Consider the following 21076-nt stretch of genomic DNA (forward strand, 5'->3'; position numbering starts at 1 on the left):
TATTACAATAACCCCAAATACATTTACTTAGGTTTTCCTGTGAACTGGCTACAAATTCATATTACCGTTGATCAAGATCAAGTTGAGCTTACTGAAACACTGCTTCTCTCTCTAGGTGCTGTGAGTGTGACTTTGGATGATGCTGAAGATCAGGCACTTCTTGAACCATTACCGGGTGAAACGCCACTATGGAATAAAGTTATTGTTACTGGAATTTATCAACAAGAAGAAGATGATCCTATCGATGTTGATACCTTAGAAGCTTTCCTCAAGGCGCAGCTTCCTAACGTTCCGATGCGTCATGAATATTTAGAAAATCAAGTATGGGAACGCGCATGGATGGATTATTACGAACCAATCCAAATTGGCGAGAAATATTGGATCGTACCTGAGTGGTTAGAACCACCTGAAGCTGATGCAACAAATATTAAACTTGATCCAGGTCTTGCTTTTGGTACAGGTAACCATGCAAGCACTTTCTTGTGCCTACAGTGGTTGGGTAAAACCGACGTAAAAGATAAAATCGTCATTGACTATGGCTGTGGTTCGGGCATTTTAGGCGTTGCAGCTTTATTGCTTGGTGCTAAAAAAGTTTATGCCACTGATATCGATCCTCAAGCAGTATTGGCTACAAAACAAAATGCAGAATTAAATGGTGTACTTGAGCGTCTTTATGTAGGATTACCTGAAGAGTTTGAGCAAAAATTCAAACCACAACAGGCAGACGTCCTAGTTGCGAATATTTTAGCGGCACCGCTCATGGCACTTGCGCCTGAATTCTCAACTTTATTGAAAAATGAGGGTGAATTCGCACTTGCTGGTGTAATCGAAGAGCAAGTTGCTGATGTTTCTAGTGTTTATTCTGAATTTTTTGATATATTACAGATCGAAAAACGTGAAGAGAACTGGTGTCGCATCTCAGGAAAACGTAAAACAACAATTTGAGAAATTTGTTCCTTATGAGTGAAAAACAAACCCGCTGCCCTAAATGCTCAACCGTGTATAAAGTAAGCCTTTCACAACTTAGCGTTGCACAGGGCATGGTTTGTTGCCCAAAATGTATCATTAATTTTAATGCTTTAACGAATCTAATAGATTCTGAACCGGCTGACACAACCTTAACACCACCAAATCGTTCATTATTTTCTTCGATTCAACCCGATAGTTCTTTTGCTGAGAAGCAAATGCAAATTTTGAGTATTTTTGATCAGAAAATTGAAAACTCAAATATTGATTTATTGACTTATTTAAATAATTTAAATTACTTTAATACTGAACCTATTACGGCATTGCCTAATTTGAACTTATCAGAAGATAACTTATTAATCATCCATGAACAAAATCATAAACAACATGGCTGGCTTTATTACACATTGTGGGGATTAGGCAATATTGCATTAATTCTAGTTTTTGCTTTTCAGATTTTATGGTTCAATCCAAAACTCATGCATGATAGTCCAGCATTGAATCACATCTTTAACTATGCTTGCAGTGTAGTAACGTGCAAAATAAAGAATGAACAATATAAATTTCTTAGTTTTGAAAAAGTAAAAATTAAACGTGTAGGAAAAGATGAAACAAGCTTCACAGGTGTATTAGTAAACCGTCACAAAGATAGTCTTGTGATCCCCTCTATTAAAGTGATTCTAAAAGAAAATGGAGAAGTCATCACCGATATCACGCTAAAGCCACAGGATTATTTAGTGGATAGTTTAAAAAGCATCCAAAGAATCCCAACGAATAGCCCTTTTAGATTCGAATTTATAGTGCCAAAGAGTAAACATAGCTTCGATGATTATAGTTTAGAAATTGTACAGCCTTAAAAGCGTAGAAAAATGACAAAAAAATAAAAAAAAGTGCAGTTAATTTGCTCACTTTTTCGCAGACAGTGGTATGATACGCGCCACGAATGCTTAACCCACTTACTCCTCGTTATTTATAGACAATAAAATCGTTAAACGAACTGTGCTTCTAACACATAAGCGCATTGTTGGTTTTTTTGTTTTTGAAAGTAGGCTGTAACAAATATTTAACTATTGTTACGCTTATTTTTTACACAAATCGAGGATTTGTGGCAAGCTAATAGTCCCTTTGTTTTAGAGTCACTGTTTTAGGATCTAAAACAGGACTCAGTAATTTAGACCACATTTACATATCACTTTATCCAAGTGGTATTTTGATTTTTCGGATTAACACGCATGAATAGCAAATCTCCTATTTTTACGGCTCAATCTGATGTCGCTCTTCGCATCCATGTAGATCGCGCAGTTCGTCATTATTTTGCACAATTGCAAGGTGAGCAACCATCTCAAGTTTATGACATGGTTTTAGCAGAAATGGAGAAACCTCTTTTATCTGTGGTCTTAGAATACACTCGTGGCAATCAAACGCGCGCTGCTGAGATTTTAGGCCTTAACCGCGGAACTTTACGTAAAAAGTTAAAAGCTCACGGTTTAATGAGTGAATAATTGATAAAATGCTCACGTTCTCGTGGGCATTTTTTTTGCCTTTTATTTTTAATCTGTAGACTTCAAACTGTTGACTAAAATCATGACTATCAAACGTGCTTTAATCTCTGTTTCCGATAAAACTGGAATCGTTGAATTTGCTCAAAATCTTGCTGGATTAGGGGTAGAAATCTTATCTACGGGTGGTACATATAAGTTGCTTAAAGACAACAATATCGCTGTAGTAGAAGTTTCTGAACATACAGGTTTTCCTGAAATGATGGATGGTCGTGTTAAGACACTACATCCAAAAATTCATGGTGGTATCTTGGCGCGTCGCGGTCTAGACGAAGCTGTGATGCAAGAACACAATATCGATGCAATTGATCTTGTCGTAGTAAACCTTTATCCATTTGCTGCAACAGTTGCTAAACCAAACTGCTCACTCGCTGATGCGATTGAGAATATCGACATTGGTGGTCCAACAATGGTGCGTGCAGCAGCGAAGAACCATGCTTCTGTGGGTATTATTGTAAATGCTTCTGACTATGATTTAGTCGTTGCTGAATTAAAAGATCATGGTGTACTTTCTTACGAGACTCGTTTCGACTTAGCGGTAAAAGCGTTTGAGCACACAGCACAATATGATGGCATGATTGCATCTTATCTTGGTGCTCGTGTTGGCAAAGCTGAGGGTGAAGCAGATTTATTCCCTCGCACGTTTAACACCCAACTTAATAAAGCTCAAGATTTGCGTTATGGTGAGAACCCTCATCAAAATGCAGCATTCTATGTTGAAGCAAATGCTAAAGAAGCATCAGTTTCAACTGCGAAACAATTACAAGGCAAAGAATTGTCTTATAACAATATTGCAGATACAGATGCAGCACTTGAGTGTGTTAAATCATTTGCAAAACCTGCTTGTGTCATCGTTAAACATGCAAACCCATGTGGTGTTGCAGTTTCATTAGATGGTATCCAAGCGGCTTATGATCTTGCTTATGCAACTGATCCTGAATCTGCATTTGGTGGCATCATTGCATTCAACCGTGAATTAGACATTGCAACTGCACAGGCCATTGTGGATCGCCAATTTGTTGAAGTGATTATTGCACCAAGTATTGCTGAAGGCGTACTTGAAGTTACTGGCGCGAAAAAGAATGTACGCGTGTTAGTGTGTGGTGAACTTCCTGCAATCGATGCACGTACCGCTCAACTTGACTATAAACGCGTGAATGGTGGTTTGTTAGTTCAAGATCAAGACTTAGGTATGATCACCAAAGATGATCTTAAAGTAGTAACTAAACGCGCACCAACTGAACAAGAAATTGATGATCTTATCTTTGCTTGGAAAGTAGCAAAATATGTGAAATCAAATGCGATTGTTTATGCTAAAAATCGTCAAACGATTGGTGTAGGTGCAGGTCAAATGAGCCGCGTAAATTCTGCTCGTATTGCTGCAATCAAAGCTGAACATGCTGGCTTAGTGGTTGAAGGTGCGGTCATGGCATCTGATGCATTCTTCCCATTCCGTGATGGTATTGATAATGCGGCTAAAGCTGGCATTAAATGTATTATCCAACCGGGTGGTTCTATGCGCGATGAAGAAACAATTGCAGCCGCTGATGAAGCTGGTATTGCAATGGTATTCACGGGTATGCGTCACTTCCGTCATTAATACCCCTAAGTCCCTCTTTCTTGCGACATCTAAATCGCATCCTAGGGGGACTTTTTTATTCTGAACAGGTATATTCTTAAATACGGAAAAAGGAAATAACTTAATAATGAATATTTTAGTTTTGGGTAGCGGTGGCCGTGAACATGCACTTGCATGGAAAATCGCACAAGATTCAAAAGTAACACAAGTTTTTGTTGCGCCGGGTAATGCAGGCACAGCAACCGAAGATAAGTGTCAAAACGTTGACATCGATATTTTAAATAATCCTGCCATTATCGAATTTGCAAAAGCAAATGATGTGGCATTGGTGATTGTTGGCCCTGAAGCACCTTTAGTGAATGGCGTGGTTGATGCAGCACGTGAAGCAGGTTTAAAAATCTGGGGGCCGACTCAGTACGCTGCACAGCTTGAAGGTTCTAAAGCATTCGCTAAACATTTCTTAAAACGTCATAACATCCCTACAGCATTTTATGATGTATTTACTGAAGTAGATGCTGCAAAAGCTTATATCGAACAGCATGGCGCACCAATCGTGATCAAAGCGGATGGCTTAGCGGCAGGTAAAGGTGTAATCGTTGCAATGACCAACGAAGAAGCTTTTGCTGCGATAGACGATATGCTTGCAGGCAACAAGTTTGGTGACGCTGGTTCACGTGTTGTCATTGAGCAATTTCTTGCAGGTGAAGAAGCAAGTTTCATTTGTATGATCGATGGCAACAACATTTTACCGATGGCAACTTCACAAGACCATAAACGTATTTTTGAAGGCGACCAAGGTCCAAATACGGGTGGTATGGGTGCTTACTCTCCTGCTCCAGTTGTTACACCAGAAGTATTTGAACGTGTAATGAATGAAGTTATGCGTCCTACTGTTGATGGTATGGCAGCTGATGGTCATGTTTACACAGGTTTCTTATATGCTGGTTTAATGATTGATGAACAAGGTCAACCACGCGTTATTGAATTTAACTGTCGTTTCGGTGATCCAGAAACTCAACCGATTATGATGCGCTTAAAATCATCTTTAGTTGATTTGGTTGAAGCGGGTATTGCTGGTAATTTACCAAGTGAAGCTGAATGGGATGAGCGTAAATCAATTGGTATCGTACTTGCAGCTGAAGGATACCCTGATACAGTCCGCAAAGGCGATGTAATTTCTGGCATCGGACAATCTCCTGAAGATACTAAGATCTTCCATGCAGGTACTGCAACGACTGAAGATGGTCATGTGATTACTGCTGGTGGTCGCGTTCTTTGCGTGACTGCGCTTGGAGACACAGTTCTAGAAGCTCAAATCAATGCACTAGAAGTATGTGGTCAAGTGACATTTACAGGTATGCAGTATCGTAGTGATATTGGTTACCGCGCAATTGCACGTGAAAAAGCAGAATAAGCTTTGGTTAATTAACAAAAGCCTTCTTCGGAAGGCTTTTTTATTCTTTAATTAGCATAAAAATCACTTCCTTATTCATTATTTAAATATTAAATTCAGAAAAATATATATCACTAATTCAATAAAATTTGACATTTCCATCATCAGAAAAAACTACAAAAGTATCATTTATTTACTTTTACCAAAATTAAACTATTTTTCTAATAATCATATATTTATACCCACAAGTACAAAATAGAACACTATAACAGAACCCAAATTATTGTTATGATTGCTAAAATTTTCGACGAGTGCTTTTGGTTTTATACATATTCTTTTATATATGAATAAGAATATGAAATTTAACTCGAAAAGTATCAGCTAATCTCGATTTGATATGACAATTATTGAACCAGTATGCTTAAGTCAAATTCTTAAGATCAATGTTCTTAATTTTCTGTTGTTGCAAATGATTCGATCAGTCGCCTGTTCATAGCATTAAATTTTGAACCGACTCACCTCTTTGTAACAAGAACCCTATAGCTCTTAAGTAATGCATTAGCGGATTATTTACTAAGCATTATTCCGATTAGGATTTACACATGAAAAAGCTTATTAGTCTTTTTTTAAGTGTGTCTGTGTTATTACTTGCAGCGTGCAGTAAACAACCTGACACCAAAGCAGAACAAAAAAATGAATCGGGTGGATTACAAACCGTTGTAATTGCATCAACAGGCTCAGATGCTGATATTTGGCGTTATATTGCGACATTGCCTGAAACTAAAGCGGCAGGTATTAAACTTGAAGTCAAAAACTTTACTGACTATGTTGCAATGAATACAGCTGTTGCTAATAAAGAAGTTGATATTAATGCCTTCCAATCTTACGCTTACCTTGTTGCTTTTAATGCGGCAAATAAAGATAAGATTGCACCTGTTTCAACGACTTATTTAGAGCCGATGGGTATTTACTCAAGCAAAGTCAAAAAAGTTGAAGAATTTGCTCAAGGCGCAACCATTGCAATCCCAAATGACGGCGCAAATGAATCACGTGCATTGTTACTTTTACAAAGCGCAGGTTTAATCAAATTAAAAGCTGATTTCGATCCTGTGAAAGGCACGCCTGCTGACATTATCGAAAATAGTAAAAAAATCGTAATCAAGCCAATTCAAATGGCGACAGCTGTACGTGTAAAAGACGAAGTTGATGCGATTTTATTAGGTAACACCTTGGCTTTAGAAGGTGGTTTGAACGTTCTTAAAGATGCTATCTATTACGAACCAATTGATCAAAGTACTAAATTAAATGTCAATGTTTTAGCAACTGCCGAATCTCGTAAAGATGATGCAGTACTACAAAAAGTTGGTGCGCTTTATCATACAGAAGCTGTGAAAAAATATGTGCAAGAACATTTTGCAGGTACAAAAGTTGATGTAAACAAACCGACAAGCTATCTCACTGAAGCAAAATCGTAATATAATATTTTCAATGAAACAGGCAAAGATATTTGCCTGTTTTTTCTTTTTTGCTTAGTACTGACGAACATGATCCAATTTAAAAACATTTCGAAACACTATCAATTGAAAGGTCAAACGATCAACGCACTGGATCAAATTAATTTAGAGATCCCAGAAGGCAGCATCTTCGGCATTATTGGTTATAGTGGTGCAGGTAAAAGTACGTTGATTCGTTTGATTAATTTGCTTGAACGCCCAACGCAGGGACAGGTAATTATCAATCAGAAAGACTTTACTGCAATGGATGCGCGTACGCTTCGTCAAGAACGTGCAAATATCGGCATGATCTTTCAACATTTCAATTTACTGCAAACTAAAACAGTATCTGAAAATATTGAAATGCCACTCAAATTATTGGGGCATAACAAAGCTGATCGTGAAAAGCGCCTAGCAGAACTATTAGATTTCATCGATCTCAAGCACAAGAAAGATGCCTATCCTGATGAACTTTCAGGAGGACAAAAACAACGTGTAGGTATCGCCCGCGCGCTTGCAAACCATCCCAAAATTTTACTGTGTGATGAAGCAACCTCTGCACTTGACCCTCAGACCACACAATCCGTTTTAGCGCTATTAAAAAAGATTAATAAAGAACAAAAGATTACCATTGTGATGGTCACCCATGAAATGGATGTAATTGAGTCAGTCTGTGACTATGTTGCAGTCATGGAAGCAGGTCATGTGATTGAAACAGGCCCCACCCTCAATATTTTTAGTCAACCCCAGCATTCGACTACAAAGACCTTCATTCAAACAGTTTTGCAACAACAGTTACCAATTAATATCCTCAATAACCTTGAACATAAGCATCACAATAGTATTTATAGTCTGCAATTCTTGGGGACATCTGCTCAAGAAACCGTCATTCAAGCTGTGATTAAGCAATTTGATTTGAGCCTAAATATTCTTTTTGCCAACATGACTGAAATCAATGGCACTGTGATTGGACAGATGTTTATTCAACTTTTGGGTGATTCAGCGACTATTCAAGACGCTATTAAGTTTCTTGAGCAACAAGGCGTGAAAGTTGAACAATCAGGAGTAAGCCAATGAGAGATTTAATCGTACAATGGCTTACTGAAGCTTCCGCGCCGTTTTGGCACAGTTCCCTTTCAATTGATCAATTCGTCACGGCATTACAAGAAACCTTTCAAATGGTTTTTTTCTCATTGCTTTTTGGTTGTATTTGGGGATTGATTCAAGGTGTAACTTTAGTTGTCACTCGCACAGGTGGTATCTTACAAAACCGAGCGATCTATTATTTTCTCAACCCAATTGTAAATGCACTACGTTCTTTACCATTTATCATCTTACTTATTGCAGTTATTCCATTAACTAAATTATTAGTTGGAACTTCGATTGGTACTTGGGCTGCGATTGTTCCCCTCACCATTTATGTAGGTCCGTATTTAGGGCGATTGATTGAAACTTCATTACTTGAAGTGAATGAGGGTATTATTGAATCAGCTCAAGCTATGGGTGCCTCACCTTGGCAGATCATTTTTAAATTTATTATCCCCGAAGCACGTAGCTCATTAATTTTGAACCTGACCACAGGGACGATTTCCTTAATTGGTGCAACTGCAATGGCTGGCGCAGTTGGTGCAGGAGGTATCGGTGATTTAGCTATTTCCTATGGTTATCAACGTTTTGATACCAGTGTTGTTATTTTAACCGTGATTGTACTGCTAATTTTAGTTCAACTGGTTCAATCATTTGGTGATTGGTTAGCAAAATTACGCTAATCACAGCAACAGACAAAGCTCTCATTTTGAGGGCTTTTTTTGTACCTTTCTATTTTAAGGAAAGTAAATTTCATTTGCAGCTTTGAATGTATTAACATGTAAAGGCACTAAATCATCAAGTGCCTGATAGCCGCCTGCCAATACAAACAGTAATGGAATTTTCATTTTTTTTGCCATTTCAAAAACTAAGCGATCTCGCTCATATAACAGCTCAGTGGTAAACCATTTTGAGCCATATTTATCTAGTTGGTGGCAGTCCATACCAGCTTGATAGATGATTAGATCTGCTTCCCAATGTGAGGCATATTGAAACGCTTCAAAAATCGCTTCCCGATATAAATCAAAGTTGCCCTGCTTGGGATGAATATAGCGAGTCAGGCTACGCTCCCCTGCCTTGCAACCAAAACGAATCCCAAAAATTCCGAAATTGACCAGATTGGTGAGTCTATTGGTAAATATTGCCGTTCCATCTCCGCCATGCTGATCACAGTCCAGCACAAAGATACGTTTTTCAGGATTTTGTTTAGCAACCAGAGCCAAACCATTAAAGGTACAATATGCAGCACCAGACTCATAACTGGCATGATGAAAACCCTGTGCGATATTGGCCGCAATCCCCTCTTTAAAGGCAATATCAGCGCCAAGCAACTGCCCTGCCTGTACTGATAGGATTGCGTCCCTTAATTGCTCATTCCACGGTTTAAAGCCCTGTATGGTTGCAAATGCAGATTCTCCCGATAAAAAGGCTTCCACATATTCTGGGTTATGTAGTTTTTTTAATATCTCAGTATCAATTAAACCTGGATCAATTAAATCAACCATTTGATGAGTTCGCAGCACATCAGCGACGGCTGTCAGTTTTTCCATACTGTTGGTATGTGTTCTTGCAAAATAGCGTGGTGAGTAACAAGCTTTTAGCATGGATGCCCTACATAAATTTGATCTTTTGCAATCTCAATCAGTTGACTTAGTTCCGTGGTATCAGGTCTAAATAATCCATTATCAACCTGTTGTTTAAAATGATACCCAAACGCACGCGCACGGTTTTTTGGCGAAACAACCAGTGTCGTTAATCGTAAAAACCAAAAACCATTCATTTGAGCAATTGGAATCACATATCCTTTATATTGTTTATTAGGCTTCTTTTCCAGCTCATCGATTTCATAACTTGCAGAGAAAAGACTTCCTGCTGGTAAGCGCACCCCATTCATCATCAATGGCACGAGACTGATACAAGAGTGATTATCCCCCATATTCAGTTTCTCCATCATGATGGGTAAACCTTTATCATCCACAAAAATATTAATTTCACCTTGTCGCAATAAACAATGATGTGCAATTCGCAAGAAAAATTTTTCTGCCATCGGACATGAGCCAACCTTCGGCTTTTCCTCTAGAGAATGACACTCAATCATTTCAATTTGATCAATTGTTTGTGGAAGAATAATATCTGCAAGTAATTGGCAAATTAAAATGCTTTCTTCAAGCTCTGCATATTGATGGATTTTTCTAAGCTTCGCTTGAAAATCAACTTCTTGTTGCAAATTCTGAGTAAATGTATCTTGTGAATTAGAACGTTCTAAATATTGTTGCACATCAATATTAATATCCAAATTACGCCAAGTTTCCAACACTAAACCATATGAAGAACTTTGATTTAAAATGTTTTTCAAACCTTTAACCTCGTAGTCTTCAAAAATACGAAAATCTTGGAATCCCAACATATCACGTGGCTGTGAAACAAATTCAGCAATCACACGAGTGGCTTGAGTATAACCACAACCGCGACGTTCTGTTTGATGACTAAAATGCTCATTCAACATTTCTGTAAGTTTGGAAGACAAAGGATATAAATATTTTTTGAAGATAACAACAATTTCATGATCTACCAAATCAGTCATAATACTCTCACTGTATTCTTATGATTTATTTTTCATTTCATCTTTAAATGTGTTACTTCGTTAAATATTGTTAAATCTAATTTTTAAACTATGTTAGCTTTAATTAAGTATTTTCACACCACTAAAGATGAATATAAACCATTAATTTATCAAAATTTTTATAATATTTATAGAAAAAGTATAACTTGTCAACCTGAAAAATACCTGATGATTGAAGCTGTCATAATATGCCCTAAAAAGTCAGCATTCTGTATGAATTCTTAGGTAATCTTTTGCACTCTTATACATTTACACTTAAACTAACTGTGATTTGATTATTCAAATACTCTATTCATCAATAACCACATAAATCAGAGATTTAGGATTCGGCCATGCATTATAAAATTCATGCAATTGACGTAAAAAATGCCTTAAAAAACTATATTTGGTTATTAGAAGATACTCGTACGCAAGAAGTCGTAGCAGTTGACCCTACAGAAGCAGCACTTGTTACCGATTTTTGCGAACAACATCAACTTGAGTTGAAACAAATCTGGTTAACACATTGGCATCGAGATCATACTGATGGTGTACAAAGCCTATTGGCTGAGCAAAATTCACCCGTTTTCGGTCCACGCGATGAACTCAGTAAAATTTCGTTTATATCCAATCCACTGCAACATAATGACCATTTTCACTTTAATGATTTAAAAGTTGAAATTATTGCAACACCAGGGCATACACTAGGTCATATTGTTTATTTTATTGAAGAAATAGACACGCTTTTCTGTGGTGACACATTATTTGCAATGGGCTGTGGGCGCCTATTTGAGGGTTCTGCTGAACAAATGTACCACTCATTAAATCGCTTAGCTGCGTTGCCAATACAAACCAAAGTTTATTGTACACATGAATATACGCTTGCAAATGCAGAGTTTGCATTAACAATTGAACCTCAGAATGTTGCATTACAAGAACGCATAAAGGAAGTCAAAGCATTGAGAGATGCTGAACAAATTACTCTGCCAAGTACAATTAAATTAGAGCTTGAAACAAATCCGTTCTTGCGCACAGAAAGTGTCGAAGATTTCGCAAGGATCAGAGCGCTTAAAGATCAGTTCTAATTTTAAAGTTCTACTTTTTAAAGGCTAAACTTTAGTTTTTAAAAAGTAGAAAGTGAAATGATTTTTTACATTTATTTTGGATCAAAACCCAATCCGAGAAAAAACAATACAAGTAAATTAAATCAATTATTTAAATAATTTTATCAGATAAAATTTAAGTTTAATTTCAGTTTCAATCAATCTAATTTTACATTGGTTACATGAAGAAAAATAAATATATGCAATCCCCCTTTAAAAATTTTTAGGTCACCCTTATTAATAAATACAGGTTAAAAGGAGTTCTGGAATGAAAAACAGAGTTGTGAAAGCAAAAAATTTATTGGCTTTTCGTATTTGGTTAGAAAAATTAGGATATTCAGTAAAAAGTTTAGCCGACAATAAAGGTTTTACCTTTAGTTTTAAAAAAGAATACGGTTTGGTCACGTGTGACTTATCTGGAAATGCCTTAGCCATGCAGCTTGGCGAAGAATTTGAAGATCATTTAAAAGCTTAATGCGATTCTTTTGTGCATACATAAGGATTTCAAAGGGATTTGGAATCCTTGTTCGTTCATTCAAAAAATTTAATCACTTATCCCAATCTAATTCTTCATTTTATAATCATCTCAAACAAAATAACATTGGAACTAAAGTCATTTCCAAGTATTATAATGCCCAGTCGAGGGATGCTGCGACGATTGATTAGCACTAAAAATCAATTTGCCAGGCTCGACGATCGGTTAGACGCTCGTGCTAACCAACAACGGCATCCGCGAACAGAATGATCCATACTATTTTTCTAGGAGATCCTGATGAACGCGGTTACTGCTTCATTTACAGATTATAAAGTCGCTGATATTTCTCTTGCTGACTACGGCCGTAAAGAAATCAAACTTGCTGAAGCAGAAATGCCAGCTTTGATTGGTTTACGTAAGCGTTATTCAGCAACTAAACCACTTGCTGGCGCAAAAATTTTGGGTTGTATTCATATGACAATCCAAACTGCAGTTTTAATCGAAACACTCGTAGAACTTGGCGCTGAAGTTCGTTGGACATCATGCAATATCTTCTCTACTCAAGATCACGCTGCTGCTGCTATCGCTGCTGCGGGTATTCCTGTGTTTGCTTGGAAAGGCGAAACTGAAGAAGAATACATGTGGTGTCTTGAACAACAAATCAATGTAAATGGCACACCTTGGGATGCCAACATGATTCTTGATGATGGTGGTGATTTAACGCTACTTGTTCACGAAAAATACCCTGAAGTGATTGCAAAAATCCACGGTGTAACAGAAGAAACAACAACAGGTGTTCAACGTCTGTATGAAATGTTACGTGATGGTACGTTAAAAGTTCCTGCAATCAACGTAAATGATTCCGTAACGAAATCTAAAAACGACAACAAATATGGTTGCCGCCATTCTCTAAATGATGCGATCAAACGTGGTACAGATATGTTGTTATCTGGTCGTCGTGCACTTGTAATCGGTTACGGTGACGTAGGTAAAGGTTCTGCACAATCACTTCGTCAAGAAGGTATGATTGTACGTGTTACTGAAATTGACCCAATCTGTGCAATGCAAGCATGTATGGACGGTTACGAAGTTGTATCTCCATACAAAAATGGTGTTCAAACAGGCAAGAAAGAAGACATCAACCTTGACCTTCTTCAAAACACTGACCTTATCGTAACGACAACAGGTAACTACCACGTTTGTGACGCTGCAATGCTTGATACATTAAAAGCAGGTGCTGTAGTGTGTAACATCGGTCACTTTGATACAGAGATCGACACTGCATATTTACGTGGTTACAAGTGGGTTGAAGTTAAGCCTCAAGTTCACCAAGTGTATCGTTCAGAAAATGAAAATGATTACTTAATCCTTCTTTCTGAAGGGCGTTTAGTGAATCTTGGGAATGCAACAGGTCACCCATCACGTATTATGGATGGTTCTTTTGCTAACCAAGTGTTAGGTCAAATGCACTTGTTCGCTGAGAAATTTGCCGATCTTCCTGAAGATCAAAAAGCTGCGAAAATCCGTGTAGAACTGATTCCTAAGAAATTAGATGAAGAGGTTGCTGCTGCAATGGTGCTTGGCTTTGGTGGTGTACTCACCCAATTGACTCAAGTACAAGCAGATTACCTCGGCGTTCCTGTGGAAGGTCCATTCAAATCTGACGCTTATAAATACTAAGAAAATCAGGGCAGACGTTTACGGACTGCTCTTTTTTCTAAAATAATGTCTAAGCGATTAAAAAAGGATTTGAAATGACGAAACGTGTTCCTATTTCTTTTGAATTTTTCCCGCCAAAAACTGATGCTGGCGCTGAAAAGCTACGTATCGTTCACCAAGAATTACAGCGATTAAACCCAGAGTTTTTCTCCATTACTTATGGTGCTGGTGGTTCTACTCGTGAACGCACTTTAGCAGCCATTAATGATTTTAATGGCAAAGGTACGCCCGTCGCCCCTCACCTTTCTTGTATTGGCGATGATAAAGCTCGTATTGCTGAGCTCTTAGATTTATATAAATCACAAGGGATTGACCGCATCGTAGCATTGCGTGGTGATTTACCTTCAGGTCAAGTTGGTCTTGGCGAATTACCTTATGCTCAAGATCTTGTTCGCTTTATCCGTGAACATTCAGGTGATCATTTCCATATTGAAGTTGCTGCGTACCCTGAAATGCATCCGCAAGCTGATAGCTTTGATGGTGACATTCAACGTTTTGTTGAAAAAGTGAATGCAGGCGCGAATGCAGGTATTACCCAATTTTTCTTCAATCCAGATGCTTATTTCTATTTCATCGAACGTATTGCTAAAGCTGGTGTGGATATTCCCGTTGCGCCTGGCATCATGCCAATTACCAATGCAAGTAATTTGATTCGCTTTGCGGATGGAACTGGTGCAGAAATTCCGCGTTGGATTCGCAAACAACTTGCTGCTTATGGTGATGATAGCGAAAGTATTAAAGCCTTCGGCCATGAAGTGATTGTTAAACTTTGCGAACGTTTGATCGCTGGTGGTGCGCCAACACTCCATTTTTATTCAATGAACCAAACAGAGCCAACTCGACAACTCGTTGTTGATCTTGGTTTAAACTAATTTGTACGAGCCTTACCCAGCATGAATCGTTTTTATATCGAAACAGAATTAAATACTGGCAATTCGATTGAATTAACAGAATCGGTATTTCATCACTGGGTACGGGTGCTTCGTGCAAAAGAGCTAGATCAAGCCATCTTTTTCAATGGAAAAGGTGGTGAATATATCGTAACACTTACTGAAATTAATAAGAAAAATGCTTTTGTTTCTATTGATCAATTCAACCCTATAGATCGAACAGCGCCTGCTAAAGTAATTTTAGGCCAAGTCATGAGCAAAGGCGATCGTATGGATTATGCGATTCAAAAAGCCACTGAACTTGGTGTCACAACTATTCAATTATTGACTAGTGAACGTTGCGAAATGCGGTTAAGATATGAACGTGATCAAAAGAAATTAGATCATTGGCAGTCAATTGCGATTGCTGCGTGTGAACAATGTGGAATGAACAAAGTTCCAAATGTTCTAGCACCAATAAGTTTAACCGATTGGGTAAAATCGGAACAGCTACCACAATCACGTTTTGTGTTAGCGCCAAACAAAGACCAAGAAAACGTAGTACTAAATAGCCAGCCTGATTTAGCCCTATTGATTGGTCCAGAAGGCGGTTTAAGTGAAGCAGAAATTGATGCTGCTAACCAAAATCATTTTCAAAGCTGGTGTATTGGAGATCGTGTTTTAAGGACTGAAACCGCTCCAGTTGTAGCTTTATCAATTTTAAATTATCACTTTTCAACCAAATAAAGTATTTGCATTGCTTTCGATCTGGTTTAAGGGTAATTTAAAATAAAACTATATCGTGCTTACAAAAAAATAATGATTGTACGCATAGATAAATAATGAAAAGGACTATTCTTTGTATGCTCGGGGTTCATGAAAAAAAAATTCCGCAGTTTATTTATACGGATCAGATCAACTATCCTAACCACGTACGCCTATTCGTTTTAAGTGTATTTTTGATTGCGCTTCTGGATTATCTGTTATTTGCTTCTTTCTATTCCTTTAGTGCGAATGTCTTTACCACATGGATGACCCTTACTCTTACACTATTACTCATTTTTTACGCAGTTTGTCACTTTTCATTAAGATATTATTCATCAAGTCGCTTTGCTGGAAAAACCAATATTACCTTTCAGGCCATTTGTTTTTTCACGGGTTTGTTGCTGGGAATCAGCACCATTGTGATCAATTACCTATTGATCAGGGATGTCCCGAATCTTTCAGCCTCACATATCCTGATCCTGACCGCCTTGCTGCTCACCTCTTCACATATTATTGCGCTGACTTTTTTAACCCAGCATATCCGTTACTTCTTCCTGTTCTTCATTCCAAGCATCAGCCCTCTGGTGATTTCCCAAATTATAAATAGAGATCAGGAACATACCCTATTTTATATTGCCTATTACCTGTCCTTTTTTGCCACCCTGCTTTGTGCTCAGGCCACCTTTAATATTCACCAGCGCCTGTCTCAGGTTCTGGATAAAAACAAGCAACTGATTGATGTGGCGGAACAACACAATCAATGGACCGAAGAACTTTGCCAACAATTACAACGTGAAGTGAATAAATCGAAAGATATTGAAGCTCAATTACAATTTAACAATCATTTATTAGAACAAAAAGTTCGCGAGCGTACTTTTGATTTAACAGAAATAAATAATAGTTTACAGGAACATCGTCAAAATTTGGCTTTTGCACATGAAACTGCGGGTATTCGACCTTGGGAATGGAATTTAGAAAATAACACTGTTGGGATTACCAATTCTCATCGTAAAGAAGTTACGCGTGATTCTGAGAATCACTATTCGTTGCTGCATAAAATTGTACATCCTGATGATCTTGAACGTGTTAAAAATACACTTTATAAACATCTATGTGGCCAAACTAAACGTTACGAAGAAACTTTCCGCATTAAACGACCGAGTGGTGAATGGGTTTGGATTCATGATGTTGGCCAAGTCATGTTAAGAAATCCTAAAGATGAGACCCCTCTACGCATGGTCGGTATTCATCGTGATATTAACCAAGAAAAGAAAGACCAAGAACGGCTAAAATTAGCAGCGAGTGTATTCGAACAGGCTTCAGAAGGTATCTTTGTTCTGGATGATAGCTTCCACTATCTTGAAGTTAATCCTAAATATGAACAATTAACGGGTTTAGATAAACAGTTCATATTAGGAAAACAACTTTTTGAGATTACTAAACAAAATAAACAGCATCATCATAATTTTCATCTTTCTATCCTTGCTACTTTGCACGAAGAACATGAGTACGAAGGTGAGTTTCAGGAAACTTATCTTTCTGAAAAATCATGTTTCCTTTGGATCCATATGAACGCTGTAAAAGATGAATCAGATCGTGTGATTAATTATATCGGGATTGTCTCTGACCAAACTGAGCGTAAACATCAAGAGCAACGTTTATCATATTTAACCAATTATGATACCCTGACCGATCTACCTAATCGCTTCTATTATCACCAGCAACTGCATCAATATTTGGTTAATGAGGCTTCGATACAGAATTTAGCAGTTATCCGAATCAATATTGACCGTTTCCGTGCCTTGAATGAATTACTCAGCAATCAAGCGGGTAATGAGCTTTTGAAGCAAGTTGCACAACGTTTGCGTATCAGTAATATTGATGCACTTTTAGTCTCACATTTAAGTGCAGACGATTTTGTAATCATTTATGAAATGTCACCGTTACATCCGCCAATTCATCAGTTATGCAGTAATATTGTTGAAGCCTTTAGCAAACCCTTTTATATCGCTAATCAAGAGTATGTGGTCAGTATTTCGATTGGAGTTGCGATTTACCCTGAACACGGTCGTCAAGTTGACAACTTAAATACCCATGCAGAGCAAGCCTTAACAGAAGCCAAACGCTTAGGTGGAAATACAATCCGCTATTATTCTAGTGAGCGAACTAACTTCGTTGTTAATCATACTGATTTAGAGCTTGACTTGAGAAAGGCGATTCAAAACAATGAACTCGTTGTATATTATCAGCCAAAGATCACTGCTCAGAATTGTCAAATTAATGGATTTGAAGCACTCATTCGTTGGAAACATCCAACGAAAGGTTTAATCATGCCCGATATTTTCATTCCTTTAGCAGAAAGTACCAGTCTAATTTCTGATATTGGACGATTTGTCTTGTATGAGGCAGCGAAACAGTTACAAGAATGGCAAAAACTAGGTTTTACGAACATCCACATTGCTGTAAACATTGTTGCTCAACAAATTTTGCGTGGTCAGTTATTGCATGATATTGATGCTGTACTCGATGAATACTCTATTACAGGTGAAAATTTAGAGTTAGAAATTACCGAGTCAGCATTTTTAGAAAATACTGAAAGTGTTAAAACAATTTTGTGTGCATTGAAAGAACGTAATATTTCAATTGCACTGGATGACTTTGGCACAGGCTATTCTTCTCTGGCTTATTTAACTGAATATCCAATTGATATTTTAAAGATTGATCGTGCATTTATCTCGAAAATTGGTAATGCAAAACAAGATGCGATTGTTAATGCTATGATTGCCATGGGTAAAACAATTGGCTTAAAAGTTGTCGCTGAAGGCGTTGAAACAGAACAGCAATGTGAATATTTGAAACGACAAAACTGTGACATATTACAGGGTTACTTATTTGCCAAACCCTTAACTGCCGTACATGCAACTGAATACTTACAGCAACATATGCGTCTAGCAATTGCAAGATATTCCAGTTAAAACCATATTTTGAGCTTTTGGCAGTTTAATTTACACCCAATATAAATTGTCAATAAGCCTATACGTTCAGTGAAAATAAGCTTTTTTGACTGGGCGAAAACATGAACTAGTGCTATATTCTTGTGCACTTATCTTAATATAATCATCAGCCATGTATATGCCTGATTATTATCGGAACAATCGAGACTCAGATGGACGATCAATCTTTAAAAGAAGCCGCTTTATATTACCATGAATTTCCTACGCCTGGAAAAATCAGCGTGACACCGAGCAAGCAACTCGTAAACCAACGAGACTTAGCGCTTGCATATTCTCCTGGTGTTGCTGCTCCATGTCTAGAAATTGAACGTGACCCTTCTGCTGCTGCAAAATATACAGCACGTGGAAATTTGGTTGCCGTCGTGAGTAATGGTACAGCCGTGCTTGGTTTAGGAAACATTGGTCCTCTTGCTTCTAAGCCTGTTATGGAAGGTAAAGGCGTTCTATTCAAGAAGTTTGCTGGTGTTGATGTATTTGATATTGAAATTGCGGAAAATGATCCAGACAAGATCGTGGATATCGTTGCCGCATTGGAACCAACGTTTGGTGGTATCAACCTGGAAGATATCAAGGCACCTGAATGTTTCTATATCGAGAAGAAACTTCGTGAACGCATGAAGATTCCTGTGTTCCATGATGATCAACATGGTACCAGTATTATTGTAGGCTCAGCATTGTTGAATGCCTTGCAGATCGTGAACAAGAAAATTGATGAAATTAAAATCGTTGCATCAGGTGCTGGTGCTGCTGCATTGTCATGTTTAGATTTACTTTGTGCATTAGGCGTAAATAAATCGAATATTATCGTAGCTGATTCTCGTGGCCTTTTAACAACTTCACGTGAAGGACTTGATGAATCGAAAAAACGTTACGTTCAAGATATTTCTGCGACTCAATTACATGAAGTAATGGCTGGCGCAGATATGTTCTTGGGTCTTTCTGCAGCGGGAATTTTAACCAAAGAAATGGTTAAAGAAATGGCTGAAAACCCAATTATTTTTGCACTTGCAAATCCAGATCCAGAAATCTTACCTGAACATGCGCACGAAGTTCGTCCAGATGTGATTATGGCAACTGGTCGTTCAGACTATCCAAACCAAGTAAACAATGCACTTTGTTTCCCATATATTTTCCGTGGTGCACTCGATGTCGGTGCTACAACGATCAACGAAGATATGAAAATTGCTTGTGTACACGCGATTGCACGTATGGCACATATTGAAGCAGATGCTGCGACTTATGGTGAAAAATCTGCATCATTCGGTCGTGATTACTTGATCCCTCGCCCTCTAGACCAACGCTTGATTTTAGAAATCGCGCCTGCGGTTGCTAAAGCTGCAATGGATTCTGGTGTTGCGACACGTCCAATTGAAGATTTCTCTGCATATCGTCAAAGACTTTCTGAGTTTGTATATAACTCAGCATTCTTAATGAAACCGATTTTCTCACAAGCGAAAACTGACCCTAAGCGTATTGCATATGCCGAGGGTGAAGATCAACGTGTATTACGTGCGGTTCAAATTGTTGTAGATGAAGGTCTGGCTAAACCAATTCTTGTTGGTCGTACAGCCGTTATTGAAGACAATATCAGAAAACTCGGTTTACGCTTACAGCACGGTGTCAATATTGAAATCGTCGATCAAGAAAACAATCCTTTATATGATGATTTCTGGAAAGACTACTACAATACAATGCAACGTAAAGGCGTAACTGTTGAATATGCGCAACGTGAAGCACGTCGTCGTTCAACCTTAATCGCCGCATTGCTAGTTAAGTTCGGTAAAGCTGATGGTATGCTATGTGGTACTTATGCGAGCTACGATATCCATTTAGATTTCGTTAAAAACGTGATCGGTTTAAAAGAAGGTCGTAGTACATTCTTTACACTCAATGCATTAATGCTTGAAGATCGTAACTTGTTTATTGCCGATACCTATGTAAATACCAATCCAACTGCTGAACAACTTGCAGAGATGACTATCTTAGCAGCCGAAGAAGTGCGTCGTTTTGGTATGACCCCTCGTGTCGCTTTACTTTCTCACTCAAGTTTTGGAAGCGATCAAGTTGATCCAAGTGCTCAGAAAATGCGTGAAGTTTATCGTTTACTTTCTGAGCAAGCTCCTGAACTTGAAGTTGAAGGTGAAATGCATGGTGATGCTGCATTAGATGATAATATTCGTCATTTTGCATTTCCAAATTCACGCTTTAAAGGTTCAGCAAACTTGTTGATTATGCCGAATTTAGATTCTGCAAATATTTCATTCAACTTGTTAAAAGCAACATCTGGTAATAATGTAACGATTGGTCCAATCTTGTTAGGCGCAGCAAAACCAGTTCATATTTTAACACCGACAGCAACTACCCGCCGTCTAGTGAATATGACAGCTTTAACCGTTGCTGAAATTCAGCAAAGCCAAAACTGATACAGTTTAAGCATAGCTTTTAACATTAAA

At 37.9% G+C, this 21076-nt stretch carries 17 protein-coding genes; 15 read left to right on the top strand and 2 right to left on the bottom strand.

What is annotated here, in order from left to right; translation table 11 throughout:
- The first annotated feature begins 39 nt into the window (after nt 1–39).
- The 8 genes from prmA (at nt 40) to F908_RS09740 (ending at nt 8759) form a co-directional block, all read left to right on the top strand.
- Nucleotides 40–945 (top strand): 50S ribosomal protein L11 methyltransferase, encoded by a 906-nt coding sequence (gene prmA / locus F908_RS09705; protein ID WP_005161050.1) that lies wholly within the window; start codon nt 40–42, stop codon nt 943–945.
- A 14-nt stretch (nt 946–959) separates the two neighbouring features.
- Nucleotides 960–1823, top strand: coding sequence for a DUF3426 domain-containing protein (locus F908_RS09710; RefSeq protein ID WP_005161052.1), 864 nt, complete (start codon nt 960–962; stop codon nt 1821–1823).
- A 375-nt stretch (nt 1824–2198) separates the two neighbouring features.
- Entirely contained in the window at nt 2199–2468 is a 270-nt protein-coding gene (fis, locus tag F908_RS09715; protein WP_001086304.1) for a DNA-binding transcriptional regulator Fis, read from the top strand.
- Nucleotides 2469–2550: 82 nt separating this feature from the next.
- A complete protein-coding gene (purH, locus tag F908_RS09720) occupies nt 2551–4125 on the top strand; it encodes a bifunctional phosphoribosylaminoimidazolecarboxamide formyltransferase/IMP cyclohydrolase (protein WP_005161054.1) in 1575 nt (524 codons plus the stop codon).
- Between the two features lie 106 nt (nt 4126–4231).
- Complete coding sequence (gene purD / locus F908_RS09725; protein WP_005161056.1) at nt 4232–5518, top strand: phosphoribosylamine--glycine ligase; 1287 nt, start codon at nt 4232–4234, stop codon at nt 5516–5518.
- A gap of 581 nt (nt 5519–6099) precedes the next feature.
- Nucleotides 6100–6972 (top strand): MetQ/NlpA family ABC transporter substrate-binding protein, encoded by an 873-nt coding sequence (locus F908_RS09730; protein ID WP_005161058.1) that lies wholly within the window; start codon nt 6100–6102, stop codon nt 6970–6972.
- A gap of 69 nt (nt 6973–7041) precedes the next feature.
- A complete protein-coding gene (locus F908_RS09735; RefSeq protein WP_005161062.1) occupies nt 7042–8067 on the top strand; it encodes a methionine ABC transporter ATP-binding protein in 1026 nt (341 codons plus the stop codon).
- Nucleotides 8064–8759: a methionine ABC transporter permease gene (locus F908_RS09740; RefSeq protein WP_004661291.1), complete on the top strand. Its 696-nt coding sequence runs from the start codon at nt 8064–8066 to the stop codon at nt 8757–8759. The genes F908_RS09735 and F908_RS09740 overlap by 4 nt, the downstream gene beginning before the upstream one ends.
- A 54-nt stretch (nt 8760–8813) precedes the next feature.
- Here F908_RS09740 and F908_RS09745 read toward each other — a convergent pair whose 3' ends face one another.
- Together F908_RS09745 and F908_RS09750 are read right to left on the bottom strand one after the other, a co-directional pair.
- The gene (locus F908_RS09745; RefSeq protein ID WP_005161065.1) at nt 8814–9680 is read right to left on the bottom strand and encodes an arginase family protein; all 867 of its coding nucleotides are present in this window, start codon (nt 9678–9680) and stop codon (nt 8814–8816) included.
- Entirely contained in the window at nt 9674–10660 is a 987-nt protein-coding gene (locus F908_RS09750) for a hypothetical protein (RefSeq protein WP_005161068.1), read from the bottom strand. The genes F908_RS09745 and F908_RS09750 overlap by 7 nt, the downstream gene beginning before the upstream one ends.
- Before the next feature lie 371 nt (nt 10661–11031).
- On the opposite strand from F908_RS09750, the gene gloB reads away from it, so the two are divergent.
- The 7 genes from gloB (at nt 11032) to F908_RS09785 (ending at nt 21046) form a co-directional block, all read left to right on the top strand.
- Nucleotides 11032–11763, top strand: a complete 732-nt coding sequence (gene gloB, locus F908_RS09755; protein ID WP_005161069.1) for a hydroxyacylglutathione hydrolase — start codon at nt 11032–11034, stop codon at nt 11761–11763.
- Between the two features lie 286 nt (nt 11764–12049).
- Nucleotides 12050–12256: a hypothetical protein gene (locus tag F908_RS09760; protein WP_004661287.1), complete on the top strand. Its 207-nt coding sequence runs from the start codon at nt 12050–12052 to the stop codon at nt 12254–12256.
- A gap of 297 nt (nt 12257–12553) precedes the next feature.
- The gene (ahcY, locus tag F908_RS09765) at nt 12554–13936 is read left to right on the top strand and encodes an adenosylhomocysteinase (protein WP_005161071.1); all 1383 of its coding nucleotides are present in this window, start codon (nt 12554–12556) and stop codon (nt 13934–13936) included.
- Between the two features lie 74 nt (nt 13937–14010).
- Nucleotides 14011–14847: a methylenetetrahydrofolate reductase [NAD(P)H] gene (metF, locus tag F908_RS09770; RefSeq protein ID WP_005161073.1), complete on the top strand. Its 837-nt coding sequence runs from the start codon at nt 14011–14013 to the stop codon at nt 14845–14847.
- A gap of 21 nt (nt 14848–14868) precedes the next feature.
- Nucleotides 14869–15591, top strand: a complete 723-nt coding sequence (locus tag F908_RS09775) for a 16S rRNA (uracil(1498)-N(3))-methyltransferase (protein ID WP_005161077.1) — start codon at nt 14869–14871, stop codon at nt 15589–15591.
- Between the two features lie 116 nt (nt 15592–15707).
- The gene (locus F908_RS09780; protein WP_005161079.1) at nt 15708–18584 is read left to right on the top strand and encodes a bifunctional diguanylate cyclase/phosphodiesterase; all 2877 of its coding nucleotides are present in this window, start codon (nt 15708–15710) and stop codon (nt 18582–18584) included.
- Nucleotides 18585–18775: 191 nt separating this feature from the next.
- Entirely contained in the window at nt 18776–21046 is a 2271-nt protein-coding gene (locus F908_RS09785) for an NADP-dependent malic enzyme (RefSeq protein ID WP_005161082.1), read from the top strand.
- Nucleotides 21047–21076 lie beyond the last annotated feature (30 nt).

It is taken from the genome of Acinetobacter sp. NIPH 284 (genome assembly GCF_000369425.1).
GTDB lineage: Bacteria > Pseudomonadota > Gammaproteobacteria > Pseudomonadales > Moraxellaceae > Acinetobacter.